The organism is Pseudomonas sp. B21-009 (genome assembly GCF_024749345.1).
Lineage (GTDB): Bacteria > Pseudomonadota > Gammaproteobacteria > Pseudomonadales > Pseudomonadaceae > Aquipseudomonas.
This window is the reverse complement of sequence record NZ_CP087199.1, coordinates 605,199-621,142: the sequence shown is the minus strand read 5'-3', so window position 1 is coordinate 621,142 and position 15,944 is coordinate 605,199. Positions and strand designations below refer to the sequence as shown.

General features: G+C 64.6%; 16 protein-coding genes. 13 read left to right on the top strand and 3 right to left on the bottom strand.

The window, feature by feature from the left end; translation table 11 throughout:
* The 5 genes from LOY34_RS02760 (at nucleotide 1) to cycA (ending at nucleotide 5,722) form a co-directional block, all read left to right on the top strand.
* On the top strand, nucleotides 1–1,368 hold the full coding sequence (locus tag LOY34_RS02760) for a PepSY domain-containing protein (RefSeq protein ID WP_195885580.1): 1,368 nt from the start codon (nucleotides 1–3) through the stop codon (nucleotides 1,366–1,368).
* Between the two features lie 61 nt (nucleotides 1,369–1,429).
* Nucleotides 1,430–2,218 carry an ABC transporter ATP-binding protein gene (locus tag LOY34_RS02755; RefSeq protein ID WP_195885579.1) on the top strand — a complete coding sequence of 263 codons (789 nt, stop codon included), beginning with the start codon at nucleotides 1,430–1,432 and terminating at the stop codon, nucleotides 2,216–2,218.
* Entirely contained in the window at nucleotides 2,215–3,165 is a 951-nt protein-coding gene (locus tag LOY34_RS02750; RefSeq protein WP_195885578.1) for an ABC transporter substrate-binding protein, read from the top strand. Before LOY34_RS02755 ends, LOY34_RS02750 begins: the two co-directional genes overlap by 4 nt.
* On the top strand, nucleotides 3,162–4,184 hold the full coding sequence (locus tag LOY34_RS02745; RefSeq protein ID WP_045196952.1) for an iron ABC transporter permease: 1,023 nt from the start codon (nucleotides 3,162–3,164) through the stop codon (nucleotides 4,182–4,184). The genes LOY34_RS02750 and LOY34_RS02745 overlap by 4 nt, the downstream gene beginning before the upstream one ends.
* Before the next feature lie 110 nt (nucleotides 4,185–4,294).
* Nucleotides 4,295–5,722 (top strand): D-serine/D-alanine/glycine transporter, encoded by a 1,428-nt coding sequence (cycA, locus tag LOY34_RS02740; RefSeq protein ID WP_195885577.1) that lies wholly within the window; start codon nucleotides 4,295–4,297, stop codon nucleotides 5,720–5,722.
* Here the strand turns inward: cycA and LOY34_RS02735 are convergent, their stop codons facing one another.
* Nucleotides 5,723–6,298, bottom strand: coding sequence for a hypothetical protein (locus LOY34_RS02735; RefSeq protein ID WP_230090917.1), 576 nt, complete (start codon nucleotides 6,296–6,298; stop codon nucleotides 5,723–5,725).
* Nucleotides 6,299–6,544: 246 nt separating this feature from the next.
* Between LOY34_RS02735 and urtA the strand changes: the two genes are divergently transcribed.
* The 7 genes from urtA to LOY34_RS02700 all read left to right on the top strand — a co-directional run bounded on the left by urtA (nucleotide 6,545) and on the right by LOY34_RS02700 (nucleotide 13,170).
* Nucleotides 6,545–7,810, top strand: a complete 1,266-nt coding sequence (gene urtA / locus LOY34_RS02730) for an urea ABC transporter substrate-binding protein (RefSeq protein WP_195885576.1) — start codon at nucleotides 6,545–6,547, stop codon at nucleotides 7,808–7,810.
* 115 nt (nucleotides 7,811–7,925) lie between these two features.
* On the top strand, nucleotides 7,926–9,422 hold the full coding sequence (gene urtB, locus LOY34_RS02725) for an urea ABC transporter permease subunit UrtB (RefSeq protein WP_195885575.1): 1,497 nt from the start codon (nucleotides 7,926–7,928) through the stop codon (nucleotides 9,420–9,422).
* A complete protein-coding gene (urtC, locus tag LOY34_RS02720) occupies nucleotides 9,422–10,501 on the top strand; it encodes an urea ABC transporter permease subunit UrtC (RefSeq protein WP_258664250.1) in 1,080 nt (359 codons plus the stop codon). The genes urtB and urtC overlap by 1 nt, the downstream gene beginning before the upstream one ends.
* Entirely contained in the window at nucleotides 10,498–11,358 is an 861-nt protein-coding gene (gene urtD / locus LOY34_RS02715) for an urea ABC transporter ATP-binding protein UrtD (RefSeq protein WP_371128632.1), read from the top strand. The genes urtC and urtD overlap by 4 nt, the downstream gene beginning before the upstream one ends.
* A gap of 20 nt (nucleotides 11,359–11,378) precedes the next feature.
* On the top strand, nucleotides 11,379–12,077 hold the full coding sequence (gene urtE / locus LOY34_RS02710; RefSeq protein ID WP_195885573.1) for an urea ABC transporter ATP-binding subunit UrtE: 699 nt from the start codon (nucleotides 11,379–11,381) through the stop codon (nucleotides 12,075–12,077).
* A gap of 38 nt (nucleotides 12,078–12,115) precedes the next feature.
* Complete coding sequence (locus LOY34_RS02705) at nucleotides 12,116–12,643, top strand: GNAT family N-acetyltransferase (protein WP_195885572.1); 528 nt, start codon at nucleotides 12,116–12,118, stop codon at nucleotides 12,641–12,643.
* Nucleotides 12,644–12,648: 5 nt separating this feature from the next.
* Complete coding sequence (locus LOY34_RS02700) at nucleotides 12,649–13,170, top strand: GNAT family N-acetyltransferase (RefSeq protein ID WP_195885571.1); 522 nt, start codon at nucleotides 12,649–12,651, stop codon at nucleotides 13,168–13,170.
* A 64-nt stretch (nucleotides 13,171–13,234) separates the two neighbouring features.
* Here the strand turns inward: LOY34_RS02700 and LOY34_RS02695 are convergent, their stop codons facing one another.
* Both LOY34_RS02695 and cbpA read right to left on the bottom strand, forming a co-directional pair.
* A complete protein-coding gene (locus tag LOY34_RS02695; RefSeq protein WP_045196932.1) occupies nucleotides 13,235–13,540 on the bottom strand; it encodes a chaperone modulator CbpM in 306 nt (101 codons plus the stop codon).
* A 2-nt stretch (nucleotides 13,541–13,542) separates the two neighbouring features.
* Nucleotides 13,543–14,502 carry a curved DNA-binding protein gene (gene cbpA / locus LOY34_RS02690; protein WP_045196930.1) on the bottom strand — a complete coding sequence of 320 codons (960 nt, stop codon included), beginning with the start codon at nucleotides 14,500–14,502 and terminating at the stop codon, nucleotides 13,543–13,545.
* Nucleotides 14,503–14,661: 159 nt separating this feature from the next.
* On the opposite strand from cbpA, the gene LOY34_RS02685 reads away from it, so the two are divergent.
* A complete protein-coding gene (locus LOY34_RS02685; RefSeq protein ID WP_195885570.1) occupies nucleotides 14,662–15,927 on the top strand; it encodes an Hsp70 family protein in 1,266 nt (421 codons plus the stop codon).
* The last annotated feature ends 17 nt before the right edge of the window (nucleotides 15,928–15,944 follow it).

Here is a 15,944-nt window from a genome sequence, read left to right as displayed (position 1 = left end):
ATGAGCAAACCGCACATATCCTTCTACAACCTGGCGTGGCGCTGGCATTTTTACGCCGGGTTGTTCGTCGCGCCGTTCATGATCCTGCTGGCGATCACCGGGATCATCTACCTGTTCAAGCCGCAGCTCGACCCATTGCTGTATCGCGACTTGATGGTGGTCGATGCCTTGCATCACCGGCACAACGCCGACAGCCTGCTGCAACAGGTGCAGCAGGCTTACCCCAAGGGCCAGGTCAGCCAGTACCTGCCGGCAATCGCCAGTGATCGCAGTGCCCAGTTCGTGGTGCACAACGCTGGCCGTGAATTGAATGTGTTCGTCGACCCCTACAGCGGCCAGCTGCTCGGCGAACAGGACGCGAAAAACAACCTGCAGGCCGTGGCCCGTGCGCTGCACGGTGAACTGATGATCGGCACCACTGGCGATCGCCTGGTGGAACTGGCCGCCGGCTGGGGCGTGGTGCTGGTGGTCTCGGGACTGTACCTGTGGTGGCCGCGCGGCAAGCGCAGCGCCGGTGTGCTGTGGCCTCGCCTGAACGCCCGTGGGCGCCTGCTGTGGCGCGACCTGCATGCGGTCACAGGCTTCTGGGGCGCGGCGCTATTGTTGTTGATGCTGCTCAGCGGCATGACCTGGACCGGCTTCTGGGGCAAGCAGTACGCCGACCTGTGGAACCGTTTTCCGGCGGCAATGTGGAACGACGTGCCGCAGTCCGACCAGCAAGCCCGGGCGCTCAACAGCGCCAGCCGCCAGACCGTGCCCTGGGCCATGGAAAACACACCGATGCCGCAATCCGCCGCCCACGCCGAGCATGCCGGCCACAGCATGGGCTCCAGCGCCCCGGCGGCGCCGCAGGTCAGCCTGCAACAGATCGAAGAGCTGGCCACTACCCGCCGCGTCGAACCTGGCTACAGCATTACCCTGCCAACCAGTGCCGAAGGCGTGTACACCATTGCCGTGTTCGCCGACGACCCGCGCAACGACGCCACCTTGCATGTCGACCAGTACACCGGCCAGGTGCTGGTGGACGTACGCTGGCAGGATTACAGCAACGTCGCCCGCGCCACCGAGCTTGGGGTGATGCTCCACGAAGGCAAGATGTTCGGCACGCTGAACCAGCTTATTGTCCTGCTGATCTGCCTGATGATCCTGCTCGGCTCGGCCAGCGGCCTGGTGATGTGGTGGAAACGCCGCCCCGAAGGTGGCCTCGGTGTACCGCCGCTGCGCCATGACTTGCCGCGCTGGAAGACCGCGACCGTGATCATGCTGATTCTGGGGGCGGCCTTCCCGCTGGTGGGCGGCTCGATGCTGCTGGTGTGGCTGGTGGATCGTTATGCACAACCGCTGGCGCGGACAAATCCGCTAACATGAGCGCCCGTTTTCGATACGGGCCTGTTTTTGGCGTCATCGCCCGCAGGCCCGCAGGACCTTGATGAGCACCCTGAGTATCAGCGACCTGCACTGGTCGCCCCTGGGCCACGGCCATTGCCACCACCAGTTCCAGCTGCGCGACGTCGAGTTGCAGGTCGGCGCCGGCGAGTTCGTCGGCCTGATCGGCCCCAATGGCAGCGGCAAGACCAGCCTGCTGCGCTGCGCCTACCGTTTCAACAAGCCGGAACGCGGCCAGGTGCGCCTGGGCGAGCATGACCTGTGGCAGCAGTCGCCGCGCTGGTGCGCCCAGCGTATCGCCGTGGTGCTGCAGGAGTTTCCCGATGCCTTCGGCCTGAATGTCGAGGAAGTCGTGGCCATGGGCCGCACGCCGCACAAAGGCCTGTTCGACGGCGACAGCCCAGCCGATCGCCAACGGGTCCAGGACGCCTTGCAGGCAGTCGGCCTGCAGGGCTTTGACGACCACACCTTCGCCAGCCTGTCCGGTGGCGAGAAACAGCGGGTGATCCTCGCCCGGGCTCTGGTCCAGCAACCGCAGGTGCTGATCCTCGACGAGCCGACCAATCACCTTGACCCGCGTTACCAGCTGGAGCTGCTGCAGCAGGTGCGGCGCCTGGGCATCGGCACCCTGGCGAGCATCCATGACCTGAACCTGGCGGCGGCCTTTTGCGATCGCCTGTACGTGCTCGACCACGGCCGCATCGTCGCCAGCGGCACGCCAGACCAGGTGCTGACCGCCGAATTGCTGCAGGCGGTGTTCGGCGTACAAGCGCTGATCGACCGCCACCCTCTGGCTGACCACCCTCGCCTTACCTGGATAACCCAGCGATGATTCGATCCATCCTGTTGCTCGGCCTGGCCTTGCTGCTGGCCAGCCCCGGCGCTTTCGCCGAGGCCACCCAATACCCGTTGACGGTGCAAAGCTGCAACCGCCAGGTGACTTTCACCAAGGCCCCGGAGCATGCCCTGAGCCACGACATCAACATGACCCAGATGATGCTCGCCCTCGGCCTGCGTTCGCGCATGGTCGGCTATAGCGGTGTCAGCGGCTGGAAGGCGGTCACCCCGCAGCTGCGCAAGCAACTCGACGGCCTGCCGGAACTGGCGGCCAAGTACCCGTCGGTGGAAACCCTGCTCAACGCCAATGTCGACTTCCTGTTCGCCGGCTGGGACTACGGCATGCGCGTCGGCGGCGACCTCACCCCGCAAAGCCTGGCGCCGCTGGGCATCCCGGTGTACGAGCTGACTGAATCCTGCGCCTTTGTCATGAAGCGCCCGGCAGCCAGCCTCGATGACACCTACACCGACCTGCGCAACCTGGGCAGGATCTTCGACGTGCAGGCGCGTGCCGAGCAGTTGATCGGCGACATGCAAGCGCGCGTTGCCGTGGTCCAGCAGCAGTTGCCGGCCGAGCGTCCACGGGTGCTCCTCTACGACAGCGGTGAAGACCGGGCCATGACCTCCGGGCGCCTGGGCATGCCCGAGGCACTGATCGCCGCCGCCGGCGGGCGCAATGTGCTCAATGACATCGAAGCCAGCTGGACCCGGGTCAACTGGGAGAGCGTGGTCGAGCGCAACCCCGAGGTCATCGTCATCGTCGACTACGGCGAAGTCAGCGCCGCGCAGAAACAGGCGTTCCTCGAACAGCATCCGGCCCTGCAATCGGTGGAGGCGATCCGCAACAAGCGCTTCGTGGTCATTCCCTACGTGGCGGCCACGCCGAGCCTTGAGAACGTCGAAGCCATCGAGACCATCGCCAAGAGCCTGCACGGCGCATGAGGTCGGCAAACTCCCGGCAGCGGTTGTTGCTGCTCGCGCTGCTGGCCCTGCTGCTGGTGTCCTGCGTGGTGTCCCTGGGCTTTGGCTCGGCACCGGTGCCGGTCGAGGTGGTGTGGCGCGTACTGCTGTTCAAGCTGTTCGGCGTTACCCCCGAGACACCGGCGTGGACCACGGGCCAGGAACATATCGTCTGGCTGATCCGCGTGCCGCGCATGCTTCTGGCGGCGCTGGTGGGCGGAGGGCTGGCGATGATCGGCGCGGTGCTGCAGGCGGTGACGCGCAACCCGCTGGCCGACCCGCACTTGCTCGGCGTCACTTCCGGGGCAACCCTGGGTGCGGTACTGGTGGTGCTGCATATCGGCGAGCTGCTCGGCGTGCTGACCTTGCCCCTGGCCGCCTTTATCGGCGCGCTGTGCAGCATGCTGCTGGTGCTGGCCATTGCCAGCCGCCACGGCCGCCTGGACAGCGACCGCCTGCTGCTGTGCGGCGTGGCCGTGGCTTTTGTGATGATGGCGGCGGCCAACCTGCTGCTGTTTCTCGGTGACCACCGGGCAAGCTCGGCAGTGATGTTCTGGATGCTCGGTGGCCTGGGCCTGGCGCGCTGGGAGCTGCTGCCGATTCCGGCGATCAGCGTATTGCTCGGCCTGGCCTTGTTGCTGGGCATGGCCCGCTCGCTGAATGCGTTGATGGCCGGCGAGCAGACCGCCGTGACCCTTGGCCTGAACGCGCGCAAGGTGCGCCTGCTGGCGTTTCTGATCTGCTCGCTGCTGACCGGCGTGCTGGTGGCGATCAGCGGCTCGATCGGCTTTGTCGGCTTGATGGTGCCGCACATCGCCCGGCGCCTGGTCGGCGCCGAGCATAGCCGCCTGCTGCCGGTGTGCCTGCTGCTGGGCAGCCTGTTCCTGATCTGGGTCGACGTCGCCGCACGTACGCTGATTTCGCCCGAGGACCTGCCGATCGGCATCGCCACTGCCGCCATTGGCGGTCTGTTCTTTATCGGCCTGATGCGCCGACGTTGATCACGGTCAACACCGCCCCCGCGTTGAGACGTATTGTCGCGCTAGCGCCAGGAAGGCGCGTGTTAGCCTAGCGGCGCACAACAAGACTGAACTCAACGGAATGCCTGCCTATGACCGCGAACCTGCCCCCGCAACACCCCACGCCGGAAAACCATGACCACCTGCAACGCAGCCTGTCCAACCGCCATATCCAGCTGATCGCCATCGGTGGCGCCATCGGTACCGGGCTGTTCATGGGCTCGGGCAAGACCATCAGCCTTGCCGGCCCGTCGATCATCTTCGTCTACATGATCATCGGCTTCATGCTGTTCTTCGTCATGCGCGCCATGGGCGAGTTGCTGCTATCGAACCTCAACTACAAGTCGTTCATCGATTTTTCGGCCGACCTGCTCGGGCCCTGGGCCGGCTACTTCACCGGCTGGACCTACTGGTTCTGCTGGATCATCACCGGCATCGCCGACGTCATCGCGATATCGGCCTATTCGCAGTTCTGGTTCCCCGACCTGCCGCAGTGGGCGCCGGCGATTGCCTGTGTCGGCCTGCTGCTGTCGCTGAACCTGATCACGGTGAAGATGTTCGGCGAGATCGAATTCTGGTTCGCCATGATCAAGATCATCGCCATCGTCGCCCTGGTCGGCACCGGCCTGTACATGGTCATGGCCGGCTTCCAGTCGCCGGCCGGACGCACCGCGGACCTTGCCAACCTGTGGAACGACCAGGGCATGTTCCCCCATGGCCTGATGGGCTTCTTTGCCGGTTTCCAGATTGCCGTGTTCGCCTTTGTCGGCATCGAACTGGTGGGCACCACCGCCGCCGAAGCGAAGAACCCGGAGCGCAACCTGCCACGGGCAATCAACTCGATCCCGATCCGCATCATCGTCTTCTACGTGCTGGCGCTGATCACCATCATGGCGGTGACGCCGTGGCGTGACGTGGTACCGGGCAAGAGCCCTTTCGTGGAGCTGTTCGTGCTCGCCGGCCTGCCGGCGGCGGCCAGCATCATCAACTTCGTGGTGCTGACCTCGGCGGCCTCGTCGGCCAACAGCGGCGTATTCTCCACCAGCCGCATGCTCTTCGGCCTGGCCCAGCAGGGGGATGCACCCAAGCGTTTCGAGCAGTTGTCCAAGCGCAGCGTACCGGCCAGCGGCCTGCTGTTCTCGTGCACCTGCCTGTTGGCCGGGGCGCTGCTGATGTACGTGATTCCGGACCTGGTCGAAGCCTTCACCCTGGTGACCACGGTGTCGGCGATCCTGTTCATGTTCGTCTGGTCGCTGATCCTGCTGTCGTACCTGAACTACCGCAAACAGCGCGCCGCGCTGCACCAGGCCTCGAAGTACAAGATGCCTGGCGGGCGCTTGATGTGCTGGGTGTGCCTGGCGTTCTTCGCCTTCATCCTGGTGCTGCTGAGCCTTGAGCACGACACCCGCCAGGCGCTGATCGTCACGCCGTTGTGGTTCGTGCTGCTGACCGTCACTTACCAGTTTGTGCGGCGCAATCGTCAGGCCCAGCCCGAAGGCCTCGGCTCGCGCCAGGGCTGATCAGCCCTCGCTGGCCTCAAGTAACTTGGCCAGTACCGCGTCGGCCTCCTTGCGTTGGGCCGGCGTCGGTGCCTGGGCAAACTGGCTGCGGCCGTTGAGGGTCAGGTAGGCGTTGTCGCCGTCACCCCAGATGTACGAATAGACCAGCATGAAGCTGTCGGAGTCGGCGGCGCAGTACGGCGCGACACTACGCAGTGGCGCCAGCATGGAGATCATCGCCCCGTAGTTTTCGCTGAACTGCAGCAGGGCGAAGCGCCACACGCCGGTTTTTTCGTCGTACTCCGATAGCGAGCCGTAACGGCTGCCGCCGGCGATCTGGCTAAGGGTCTCGGCCGGCATCGGCCGCAGGTCGTCTGTATCGACCTTGCCGCCACCGTACATTTCCTTGCTATCGAACCACTGCTGCCAGTCAGTGAATGCCGCGGCCTCGCCCGGCCGGGCGGCCATGACCGTGGCGTACTGCGCCTTGGTCATGCTGCAGCGAAAATACAGCGAGGACGGCTCACTGGCCTGTACCTGCCCCATCGCGGCCCACACGCCGGCCATCACCATCCCTGCACGGGCGAATCTGTTCACTGTCGTCATCCCTGAACTGCGTTCAAAGGCGGCGATGATACCTGCGCGAACCAAAGCTGTGCAGACTTGTTTGCCGCGCACCGGGCACAGCGCCATCACGGTGCAAGCATGCTCGCCCGCTATCGCCAATCGCCGTGCAAACCCCGCACCAGACAGCTGCGCGCCACTCGGCACAGCCCTTGCTAACGCTCTTGGGCGAAGTCGCCATCTGCCCAACAGAACATCCGATTCCATGGAGAGAGCACTATGAAGCGTCGCAGTCTGATCAAGGCCTTTACCCTCAGCGCGTCCATCGCGGCGATGGGCCTGAGCTGGAGCATCCAGGCCGCCGAGACCATCAAGGTCGGCATCCTGCATTCGCTGTCGGGGACCATGGCGATTTCCGAGACTTCGCTCAAGGACATGGCCCTGATGACCATCGAGCAGATCAACGCCAAGGGCGGGGTCAACGGCAAGCTGCTGGAACCGGTGGTGGTCGACCCGGCGTCGAACTGGCCGCTGTTCGCCGAAAAGGGCCGCCAGTTGCTGACCCAGGACAAGGTCGCGGTGGTATTCGGCTGCTGGACCTCGGTGTCGCGCAAGTCGGTGCTGCCGGTGTTCGAAGAGCTCAACGGTCTGCTGTTCTACCCGGTGCAGTACGAAGGCGAAGAGATGTCGCCGAACGTCTTCTACACCGGTGCCGCGCCCAACCAGCAGGCGATCCCGGCAGTGGAGTACCTGATGAGCGAAGACGGCGGCGCCGCCAAGCGCTACTTCCTGCTCGGTACCGACTACGTCTACCCGCGCACCACCAACAAGATTTTGCGCGCCTTCCTGCACAGCAAGGGCGTGGCCGACAAGGACATCGAAGAGGTGTACACGCCGTTCGGCCACAGCGACTACCAGACCATCGTCGCCAACATCAAGAAGTTCTCTGCTGGCGGCAAGACCGCGGTGATCTCCACGGTCAACGGCGACTCCAACGTGCCGTTCTACAAGGAGCTGGCCAACCAGGGCCTGAAAGCCACCGACGTGCCGGTGGTGGCCTTCTCGGTAGGCGAGGAAGAACTGCGCGGCATCGACACCAAGCCGCTGGTGGGACACCTGGCGGCGTGGAACTACTTCGAATCGGTGGATAACCCGGTCAACAGCCAGTTCGTCGCCGACTGGAAAGCCTACGCCAAGGCCAAAAACCTGCCGGGCGCCGACAAGGCGGTGACCAACGACCCGATGGAGGCCACCTACGTCGGCATCCACATGTGGGCCCAGGCGGTCGAGAAAGCCAAGTCCACCGATGTCGACAAAGTCCGCGAAGCCCTGGCCGGGCAGACCTTCAAGGCGCCATCGGGCTACACCCTGACCATGGACAAGAGCAACCACCACCTGCACAAGCCGGTAATGATCGGCGAGATCCAGGATGACGGCCAGTTCAGTGTGGTCTGGGAAACCGAGCAACCGCTGCGAGCGCAGCCGTGGAGCCCGTTCATTCCAGGTAACGACAAGCGGCCGGATTATGCGGTGAAGGGCAACTGAGCCCATCGCGGGTCAAGTCGGGTCGTCGCACCGCCGCTCCCACTGTAGGAGCGGCGGTGCGACGACTCGACTTGACCCGCGATGCGGCCGTACAGCACACCACAAGGAAACCGTCATGTCCAAGGCCCTCCTGTGCCTTTTCCTCAGCCTCCTGCTGTTGCCCCTGACTGCCCAGGCCAGCGACGCAGACTACTTCATCGCCGCCAAGGCCAATGAGCAGGCGCGCCTGCTCCAGGACTGGGCGGCGCAACCGGACCCGGCCCGTCTTGAGCTGCTAAGCGCCCTGCAACAAGGCCGCATCGCCGCCGGCGACACCCGCAAGCTGCGCCTGAACAACCGCCTGCGCGGGCTTGTGGATAACGCCCTGGCCAGCCATCAGTTGCTCAGCGCAGATAGCACAGTGCGCCTGGCGGCTGCCCAGCAACTGCAAAAAAGTGCGCAGCCGGCCCAGGTCGCCTTCCTCGACCGGCGCTTCGCCAGCGAAGCAGACGCCGCCGTACATGCCGCCCTCGGCCTGGCCCTGGCCAACCTGCAATTGGTCGACAGCGACCCGGCGGTACGCCTGGCCGCGGTGCGCCTGCTCGGCGAAACCGGCGATCCCATGGCCCGCACGCGCCTGGAGGCCTTGCTCACACCCGGTGTCGAAAACAACGCCGGGGTGCGCACCGCGGCCGAAACCAGCCTGGCCCAGGTCAAGCGCAAGCTGTTGTTCGGCGAGTTGCTCGGCCAGGCCTTCAGCGGCCTGTCGCTAGGCTCGATTCTGCTGCTCGCGGCCTTGGGCCTGGCGATCACCTTCGGCCTGCTCGGGGTGATCAACATGGCCCACGGCGAGATGCTCATGCTCGGCGCCTACGCCACTTACGTGGTGCAGATACTGGTGCAGCACTACGCCCCCGGAGCCATCGAGTTCTACCCGCTGATCGCCCTGCCGGTGGCCTTCGCTGTCAGCGCCGGGGTCGGCATGCTGCTGGAGCGCACGGTGATCCGCCATCTGTACGGGCGGCCGCTGGAAACCCTGCTGGCGACCTGGGGCATCAGCCTGATCCTGATCCAGGCCATCCGCCTGCTGTTCGGCGCGCAGAACGTCGAAGTGGCCAACCCGGCCTGGCTTTCCGGTGGCCTTCAGGTGCTGCCTAACCTGGTGCTGCCCTACAGCCGCCTGGTGATCATCGCCTTCGCCCTGTTCGTGGTGCTGCTGACCTGGTTGCTGCTCAACCGCACGCGCCTGGGCCTGAACGTGCGCGCGGTCACCCAGAACCGCAACATGGCCGCCTGCTGCGGGGTGCCCACCGGGCGGGTGGACATGCTCGCCTTTGGTCTCGGCTCGGGGATCGCCGGGCTCGGCGGCGTGGCCCTGAGCCAGATCGGCAACGTCGGTCCGGACCTGGGCCAGAGCTACATCATCGACTCGTTCCTGGTGGTGGTGCTCGGCGGCGTCGGCCAGCTGGCCGGCAGCCTCTGGGCGGCCTTCGGCCTGGGCATCGCCAACAAGCTGCTGGAGCCGCAGATTGGTGCGGTGCTCGGCAAGATCCTCATCCTTGCGCTGATCATTCTGTTCATCCAGAAACGCCCGCAAGGCCTCTTCGCGCTCAAGGGACGGGTAATCGACTGATGAACCAGCCTCTGCTTGTATCCGCCAGCCAGAAGGCCGGCCCGCGCTGGACCCTGGCCATCGGCGCCGCTGTGCTGCTGGTGCTGCTGGCCCTGCCCGTGTTGTCGCTGCTGCCCGCCGGGCACAGCCTGCAGGTCTCGGCCTACACACTGACCCTGGTCGGCAAGATCCTCTGCTACGCCATCGTCGCCCTGGCCCTGGACCTGGTCTGGGGCTACGCCGGGCTGCTGTCGCTGGGCCATGGCCTGTTCTTCGCCCTCGGCGGCTATGCCATGGGCATGTACCTGATGCGCGAAGCGGCCGCTGATGGCTTGCCGGCGTTCATGACCTTCCTGTCGTGGAGCGAGCTGCCCTGGTACTGGGCCGGCACCCAGCACTTTGCCTGGGCCCTGTGCCTGGTGGTGCTGGCGCCCGGCTTGCTGGCGCTGGTGTTCGGCTTTTTCGCCTTCCGCTCGCGGATCAAGGGCGTGTACTTCTCGATCATGACCCAGGCCCTGACCTTCGCCGGCATGCTGCTGTTCTTTCGCAACGAAACCGGCTTTGGCGGCAACAACGGCTTCACCAACTTTCGCAGCATCCTCGGCTTTGAAATCACTGCGCAAAGCACCCGCGCAGTGTTGTTCCTGCTTACCGTCGCCTTGCTGGTGGCCAGCCTGTACCTGGGCTGGCGCCTGGCCCGGAGCAAGTTCGGCCGGGTATTGACCGCGCTGCGCGATGCCGAGAACCGGCTGATGTTCTGCGGCTACGATCCGCGTGGTTTCAAGCTGTTCGTCTGGGTCTTGAGTGCGGTGCTGTGCGGCCTGGCCGGGGCCCTGTACGTGCCGCAAGTAGGCATCATCAACCCCAGCGAAATGTCGCCGACCAACTCCATCGAAGCTGCGGTGTGGGTGGCCCTCGGCGGGCGCGGCACGCTGATCGGGCCGCTGCTGGGCGCCGGGCTGGTCAACGGCATGAAAAGCTGGTTCACCGTGGCCTTTCCCGAGTACTGGCTGTTCTGCCTGGGTGCGCTGTTCATCCTGGTGACCCTGTACCTGCCACGGGGCGTGATCGGTCTGCTGAAGAAAAGGGGCGAACAATGAGAGCCATCCCGCTAGCGCCGGTGCACCCGGAATTCATGCTTGAACCGATCCTCGACGCCGGCAGCGGCCGCGATGCCATCGGCCTTGGCCAGCGCCGCGGCGAAGGCCTGGACGTGCGTCACGGCACGGTGCTGACCCTGGAAGACATCAACGTCAGCTTCGACGGCTTCAAGGCGCTCAACAGCCTCAACCTGTACATCGGCGTCGGTGAACTGCGCTGCATCATCGGCCCCAACGGCGCTGGCAAGACCACGCTGATGGACGTGATCACCGGCAAGACCCGCCCCACCAGCGGCAAGGCCTGGTTCGGCGACACCCTGGACCTGACGCGCATGAGCGAAGTGCAGATTGCCCAGGCCGGGATCGGCCGCAAGTTCCAGAAGCCGACAGTGTTCGAGGCGCTGAGCGTGTTCGAGAACCTGGAGCTGGCGCAGAAGGCCGACAAGTCGGTGCTGGCCAGCCTGGTTGCGCGCTTGAGCGGCGAGCAGCGCGACCGTATCGACGAGATCCTGCAGACCATTCGCCTGAGCGGCTCGGCCCAGCGCCAGGCCGGGTTGCTCTCCCATGGCCAGAAGCAGTTCCTCGAGATCGGCATGCTGCTCATGCAAGACCCGCAATTGCTGCTGCTCGATGAGCCGGTGGCAGGCATGACCGATGCCGAAACCGAGTTCACCGCCGAACTGTTCAAGCGCCTGGCCGGCAAGCATTCGCTGATGGTGGTCGAGCACGACATGGGCTTTGTCGGCAGCATCGCCGACCACGTCACCGTGCTGCACCAGGGCAGCGTGCTGGCCGAAGGCTCGCTGGAGCAGGTGCAGGCGGATGACCGGGTAATCGAGGTTTATCTGGGGCGATGAGGCCAACACAGGACGACAACATGCTGAAAATCGATTCCCTGCACCAATACTACGGCGGCAGCCACATCCTGCGTGGCTTGTCGTTCGAGGCCAAAGTTGGCGAGGTGACCTGCCTGCTTGGGCGCAACGGCGTCGGCAAGACCACCCTGCTGCGCTGCCTGATGGGCCTGCTGCCCACCCGTGAAGGCAGCGTGCACTGGGAAGGCCAGGCAATCACTACGTTCAAGCCGCACCAGCGGGTGCACGCCGGTATCGCCTACGTGCCCCAGGGCCGGGAGATCTTCCCGCGCCTGACGGTCGAGGAGAACCTGCTGATGGGCCTGTCGCGCTTCGGCGCCGGCCAGGCCAAGAGCGTGCCGGCGTTCATCTACGAGCTGTTCCCGGTACTGGAGCAGATGAAGCAGCGCCGTGGCGGCGACCTCTCCGGCGGCCAGCAGCAACAACTGGCCATCGGCCGTGCCCTGGCCAGCCAGCCGCGGCTGCTGATCCTCGACGAACCCACCGAGGGCATCCAGCCGTCGGTGATCAAGGAGATCGGCGCGGTGATCGCCAAGCTGGCTGCCCGTGGCGACATGGCGATCCTGCTGGTCGAGCAGTTCTACGACTTTGCCGCCGAGCTTGCCGACCAGTACCTGGTGATGTCACGCGGCGAAATCATCCAGGCCGGGCGTGGCGAAAATATGCAAGCCGAGGGTGTGCGCGGCCTGGTAACCATTTAACCTGAGCCGATCACTGTGCCCCTGTTCGAGACCCTGCCATGACCTACCTGCTGCGCGATGCTGTGCCTGCCGACCTGCCGGGCATTCGCGAGATCTACAATGATGCCGTGCTCAACACCACGGCGATCTGGAACGAGCAAGCGGTCGACCTCGCCAACCGCCAGGCCTGGTTCGACGCCCGCCAGGCCCAGGGCTACCCGATCCTGGTGGCGGTCGACGCTGGCGAGCAGGTACTGGGCTATGCTTCGTTTGGCGACTGGCGGCCGTTCGAAGGCTTTCGCCATACTGTCGAGCACTCGGTGTACATCCGCAGCGACCAGCGCGGCAACGGCCTGGGCCCCAGGCTGATGCAAGCGCTGATCGAACGGGCCCGCGCCTGCAACAAGCATGTGATGGTCGCCGCCATCGAAAGCGGCAACAGCGCCTCGATTCGCCTGCACCAGCGCCTGGGCTTCACCCTCAACGGGCAGATGCCCCAGGTCGGGGTGAAGTTTGGCCGCTGGCTGGACCTGACCTTCATGCAGTTGATCCTCAACCCCAATGCCCCACCGCCGACAATGGAGTGACGCCTGTGAATGCTGCGCAGCTCAACCGTGTAACCCATGAAAGCTTTGCCTATTACCGCGACGGCCTGGTGGCGTTGCTGCTCGATGCCGTGCAACACGGGGCTTCGGTGGGGTTTCTGGCGGATATCGATGCGCAGCAGGCCGAGCACTACTTCGAAGAGGTGCGCCAGCGCCTGGTCAGCGGCGAGCTGTTGCTGTGGGTGGTGGGCAAGGACAAGGAAGTGCTCGGCAGTGTGCAGTTAGGGCTGTGCCTGAAACCCAACGGCTTGAACCGCGCAGAGGTACAAAAGCTGCTGGTGCACAGTGCCGCGCGGCGTCGCGGCCTCGGTCAGCAATTGATCCAGGCGCTGGAACTGGCGGCGCGGCAAAAGCAGCGCGGCATGCTTTACCTGGATACCGAGGCCGGCTCCGGGGCCGAGGACTTTTATCGCTCGCTGGGGTACAGCAAGGCGGGCGAGATTCCGGATTACGCCTGTGGCCCGGATGGGGTTTATCGGGCGACGGCGTTGTACTACAAATTGCTTTAGGGACTCATCGCGGGGCAAGCCCGCTCCCACAGAGATTGTGTGATCCTGTAGAAGCGCCCCGCGATCAGCCCTGCACAAACCGCCCCAGGCGCTGCCTGAGCATGCTGTTCTCGCTGCGCAGCTGCTGCACTTCCTCCAGCAGCTCCAGCGCCAGCGCCACCCCTTCCCACTCCAGTTGCAAATCGTGATGCAGTTTGGCCGCGCGCTTGGCCAGCACCGGCGCCTGATCGTCAAACAGCCAGTCTTCCGGCGTTCGCCCGGAAGGCTCGACAATGCCGTGTTCGACGATTTCGATCACGTAGGCCGCCGGCAGATCGGCTTCCTGACAGAGGGTCTGCATGTCCAGTTGAACGATCAGGGTACTGCTCATGATCAGCTACTCCATTGTGTCCTCGGGTTGAACGCAGCCTTTTCCGACAACTTGCTCCACAGCTCACGGGCAGCGGCATCGGACTGGCTCGGCATCACCACCTTCAATTGCGCATACAGGTCGCCACGCTGGCCCTGCTTGTTGCTCAGGCCCATGCCCTTGATCCGCAGGCGCTGGCCGTTCTGGCTGTCCGGACGGATGGTCAGGTTGACCTTGCCGGTCAGGGTCGGCATCTCGACCTTGGTGCCCAATGCGGCTTCCCACGGTGCCAGCGGCACGGTGATGATCAGGTCATGACCTTCGACATCGAACAGCGGGTGCGGTGCCATGCGAATGGTCAGGAACAGGTCGCCATTGGCGCCGCCACCAACGCCCGGGGCGCCCTGGCCCTTGAGGCGGATCTTCTCGCCGTCGCTGACGCCGGCCGGGATCTTCACGTTCAAGGTCTTGGTGGTGAAGCCGGTGCGCTGGCCGCTGGCGTTGTGCTGCGGCACCTGGAAGCTGATCTGCTTGGATTCGCTGGACAGGGTTTCCTCAAGGAAAATCGCCAGTTCCATTTCCACGTCCTGCCCCCGCCGTCCGGCACTGCGTTGCTGGCCGCGGCCAAAAGGATTGCCGTTGCCACCGCGCGAACCGAAGATCGAGCTGAAGAAATCGGAAAAATCGCCACCGTCGCCGAAGCCCTCGGCACCTGCCGAACCACGGCTTTGCCAGCCCGGCGGGCCCTGGAACGGCCGGCCATGCTGGCCGTACTTGCGCAGCTCGTCGTACTCGGCGCGTTTTTCCGGACTGCTCAGGGCTTCATAGGCCTCGTTGGCCTCCTTGAATTTCTCCTCGGCGTCACGCTCTTTGCTGACGTCGGGGTGATACTTGCGCGCAAGCTTGCGGTAGGCGGTCTTGATCGCCTTGTCATCCGCAGTGGGCTCAACGCCAAGAATCTTGTAATAGTCTTTGAAGTCCATCTAAGGAATCACCATGGGTTAATCGAATGCTTGTGTAGATTGGGGTCAAGCATAGCCTTTCAAGGTGCCCATGGGTTTGCCGCAAAGCAGATAATCGGTCTTGATTCTGCTGCCAGCTGGCATAAACTGCGCGGCCGTTTTTCCCCGGAAGTACAATCCATGAGTCAAGCATCCCCGGCCCGTGCCTGCGGCATCGACTTCGGCACCTCCAACTCCACCGTCGGCTGGCACCGCCCGGGCGTGGAGTCGTTGATCGCCCTGGAAGACGGCAAGATCACCCTGCCGTCGGTGGTGTTCTTCAACATCGAGGAGCGCCGCCCGGTGTACGGCCGCCTGGCCCTGCACGAATACCTCGAAGGCTATGAAGGCCGCCTGATGCGCTCGCTCAAGAGCCTGCTGGGTTCCAAGCTGATCAAGCACGACACCAGCGTGCTGGGCACCGCGCTGCCGTTCAAGGACCTGCTGGGCATGTTCATCGGCGAGCTGAAAAAGCGCGCCGAGGCCAATGCCGGCCGCGCCTTCGACGAGGTAGTGCTGGGCCGCCCGGTGCATTTCGTCGATGACGACCAGGCCGCCGACCAGGAAGCCGAGGACACCCTGGCAGAAGTGGCGAAGAAAATCGGCTTCAAGGACGTCTCGTTCCAGTACGAACCGATTGCCGCCGCATTCGACTACGAGTCGAGCATCCAGGGCGAAGAGCTGGTGCTGATCGTCGACATCGGCGGTGGTACCTCGGACTTCTCCCTGGTACGCCTGGCCCCGGAGCGGCACATGCTCGACGACCGCCAGCAGGACATCCTCGCCACCGGCGGCGTGCACATCGGCGGTACCGACTTCGACAAGCAGCTGAGCCTGCAGGGCGTGATGCCGCTGTTCGGCTACGGCAGCCGGATGAAAAGCGGTGCCTTCATGCCCACCAGCCACCACATGAACCTGGCCACCTGGCACACCATCAACTCGGTGTACTCGCAAAAATCCCAGCTGGCCCTGGGCAGCATGCGCTACGACATCGAAGACACCGACGGCATCGACCGCCTGTTCAAGCTGATCGAACAGCGCGCCGGGCACTGGCTGGCGATGGAAGTGGAAGAGACCAAGATCGAACTGACCCACAACGACCGCCGCCTGGTCGACCTCAAGCGGGTGCAGCCGGGGCTCAGCGTCGATCTGACCCGGGCGCTGTTCGAAGAGTCGATCGACAACCTGCTCGAGCGCGTGCGCGGCAGTGTCAGCGAGCTGCTGGCCAAGGCCGGCGTGGGTGTGGCGCAGGTCGATACGGTGTTCTTCACCGGCGGCTCCAGCGGCATTCCGGCGCTGCGCCAGAGCGTGGCGGCGATGCTGCCCAATGCCCGGCATGTTGAAGGCAACATCTTCGGCAGTATCGGCAGCGGCTTGGCGATCGAGGCGCGCAAGCGATACGGTTGAGATAGCCGGGGCCGCGT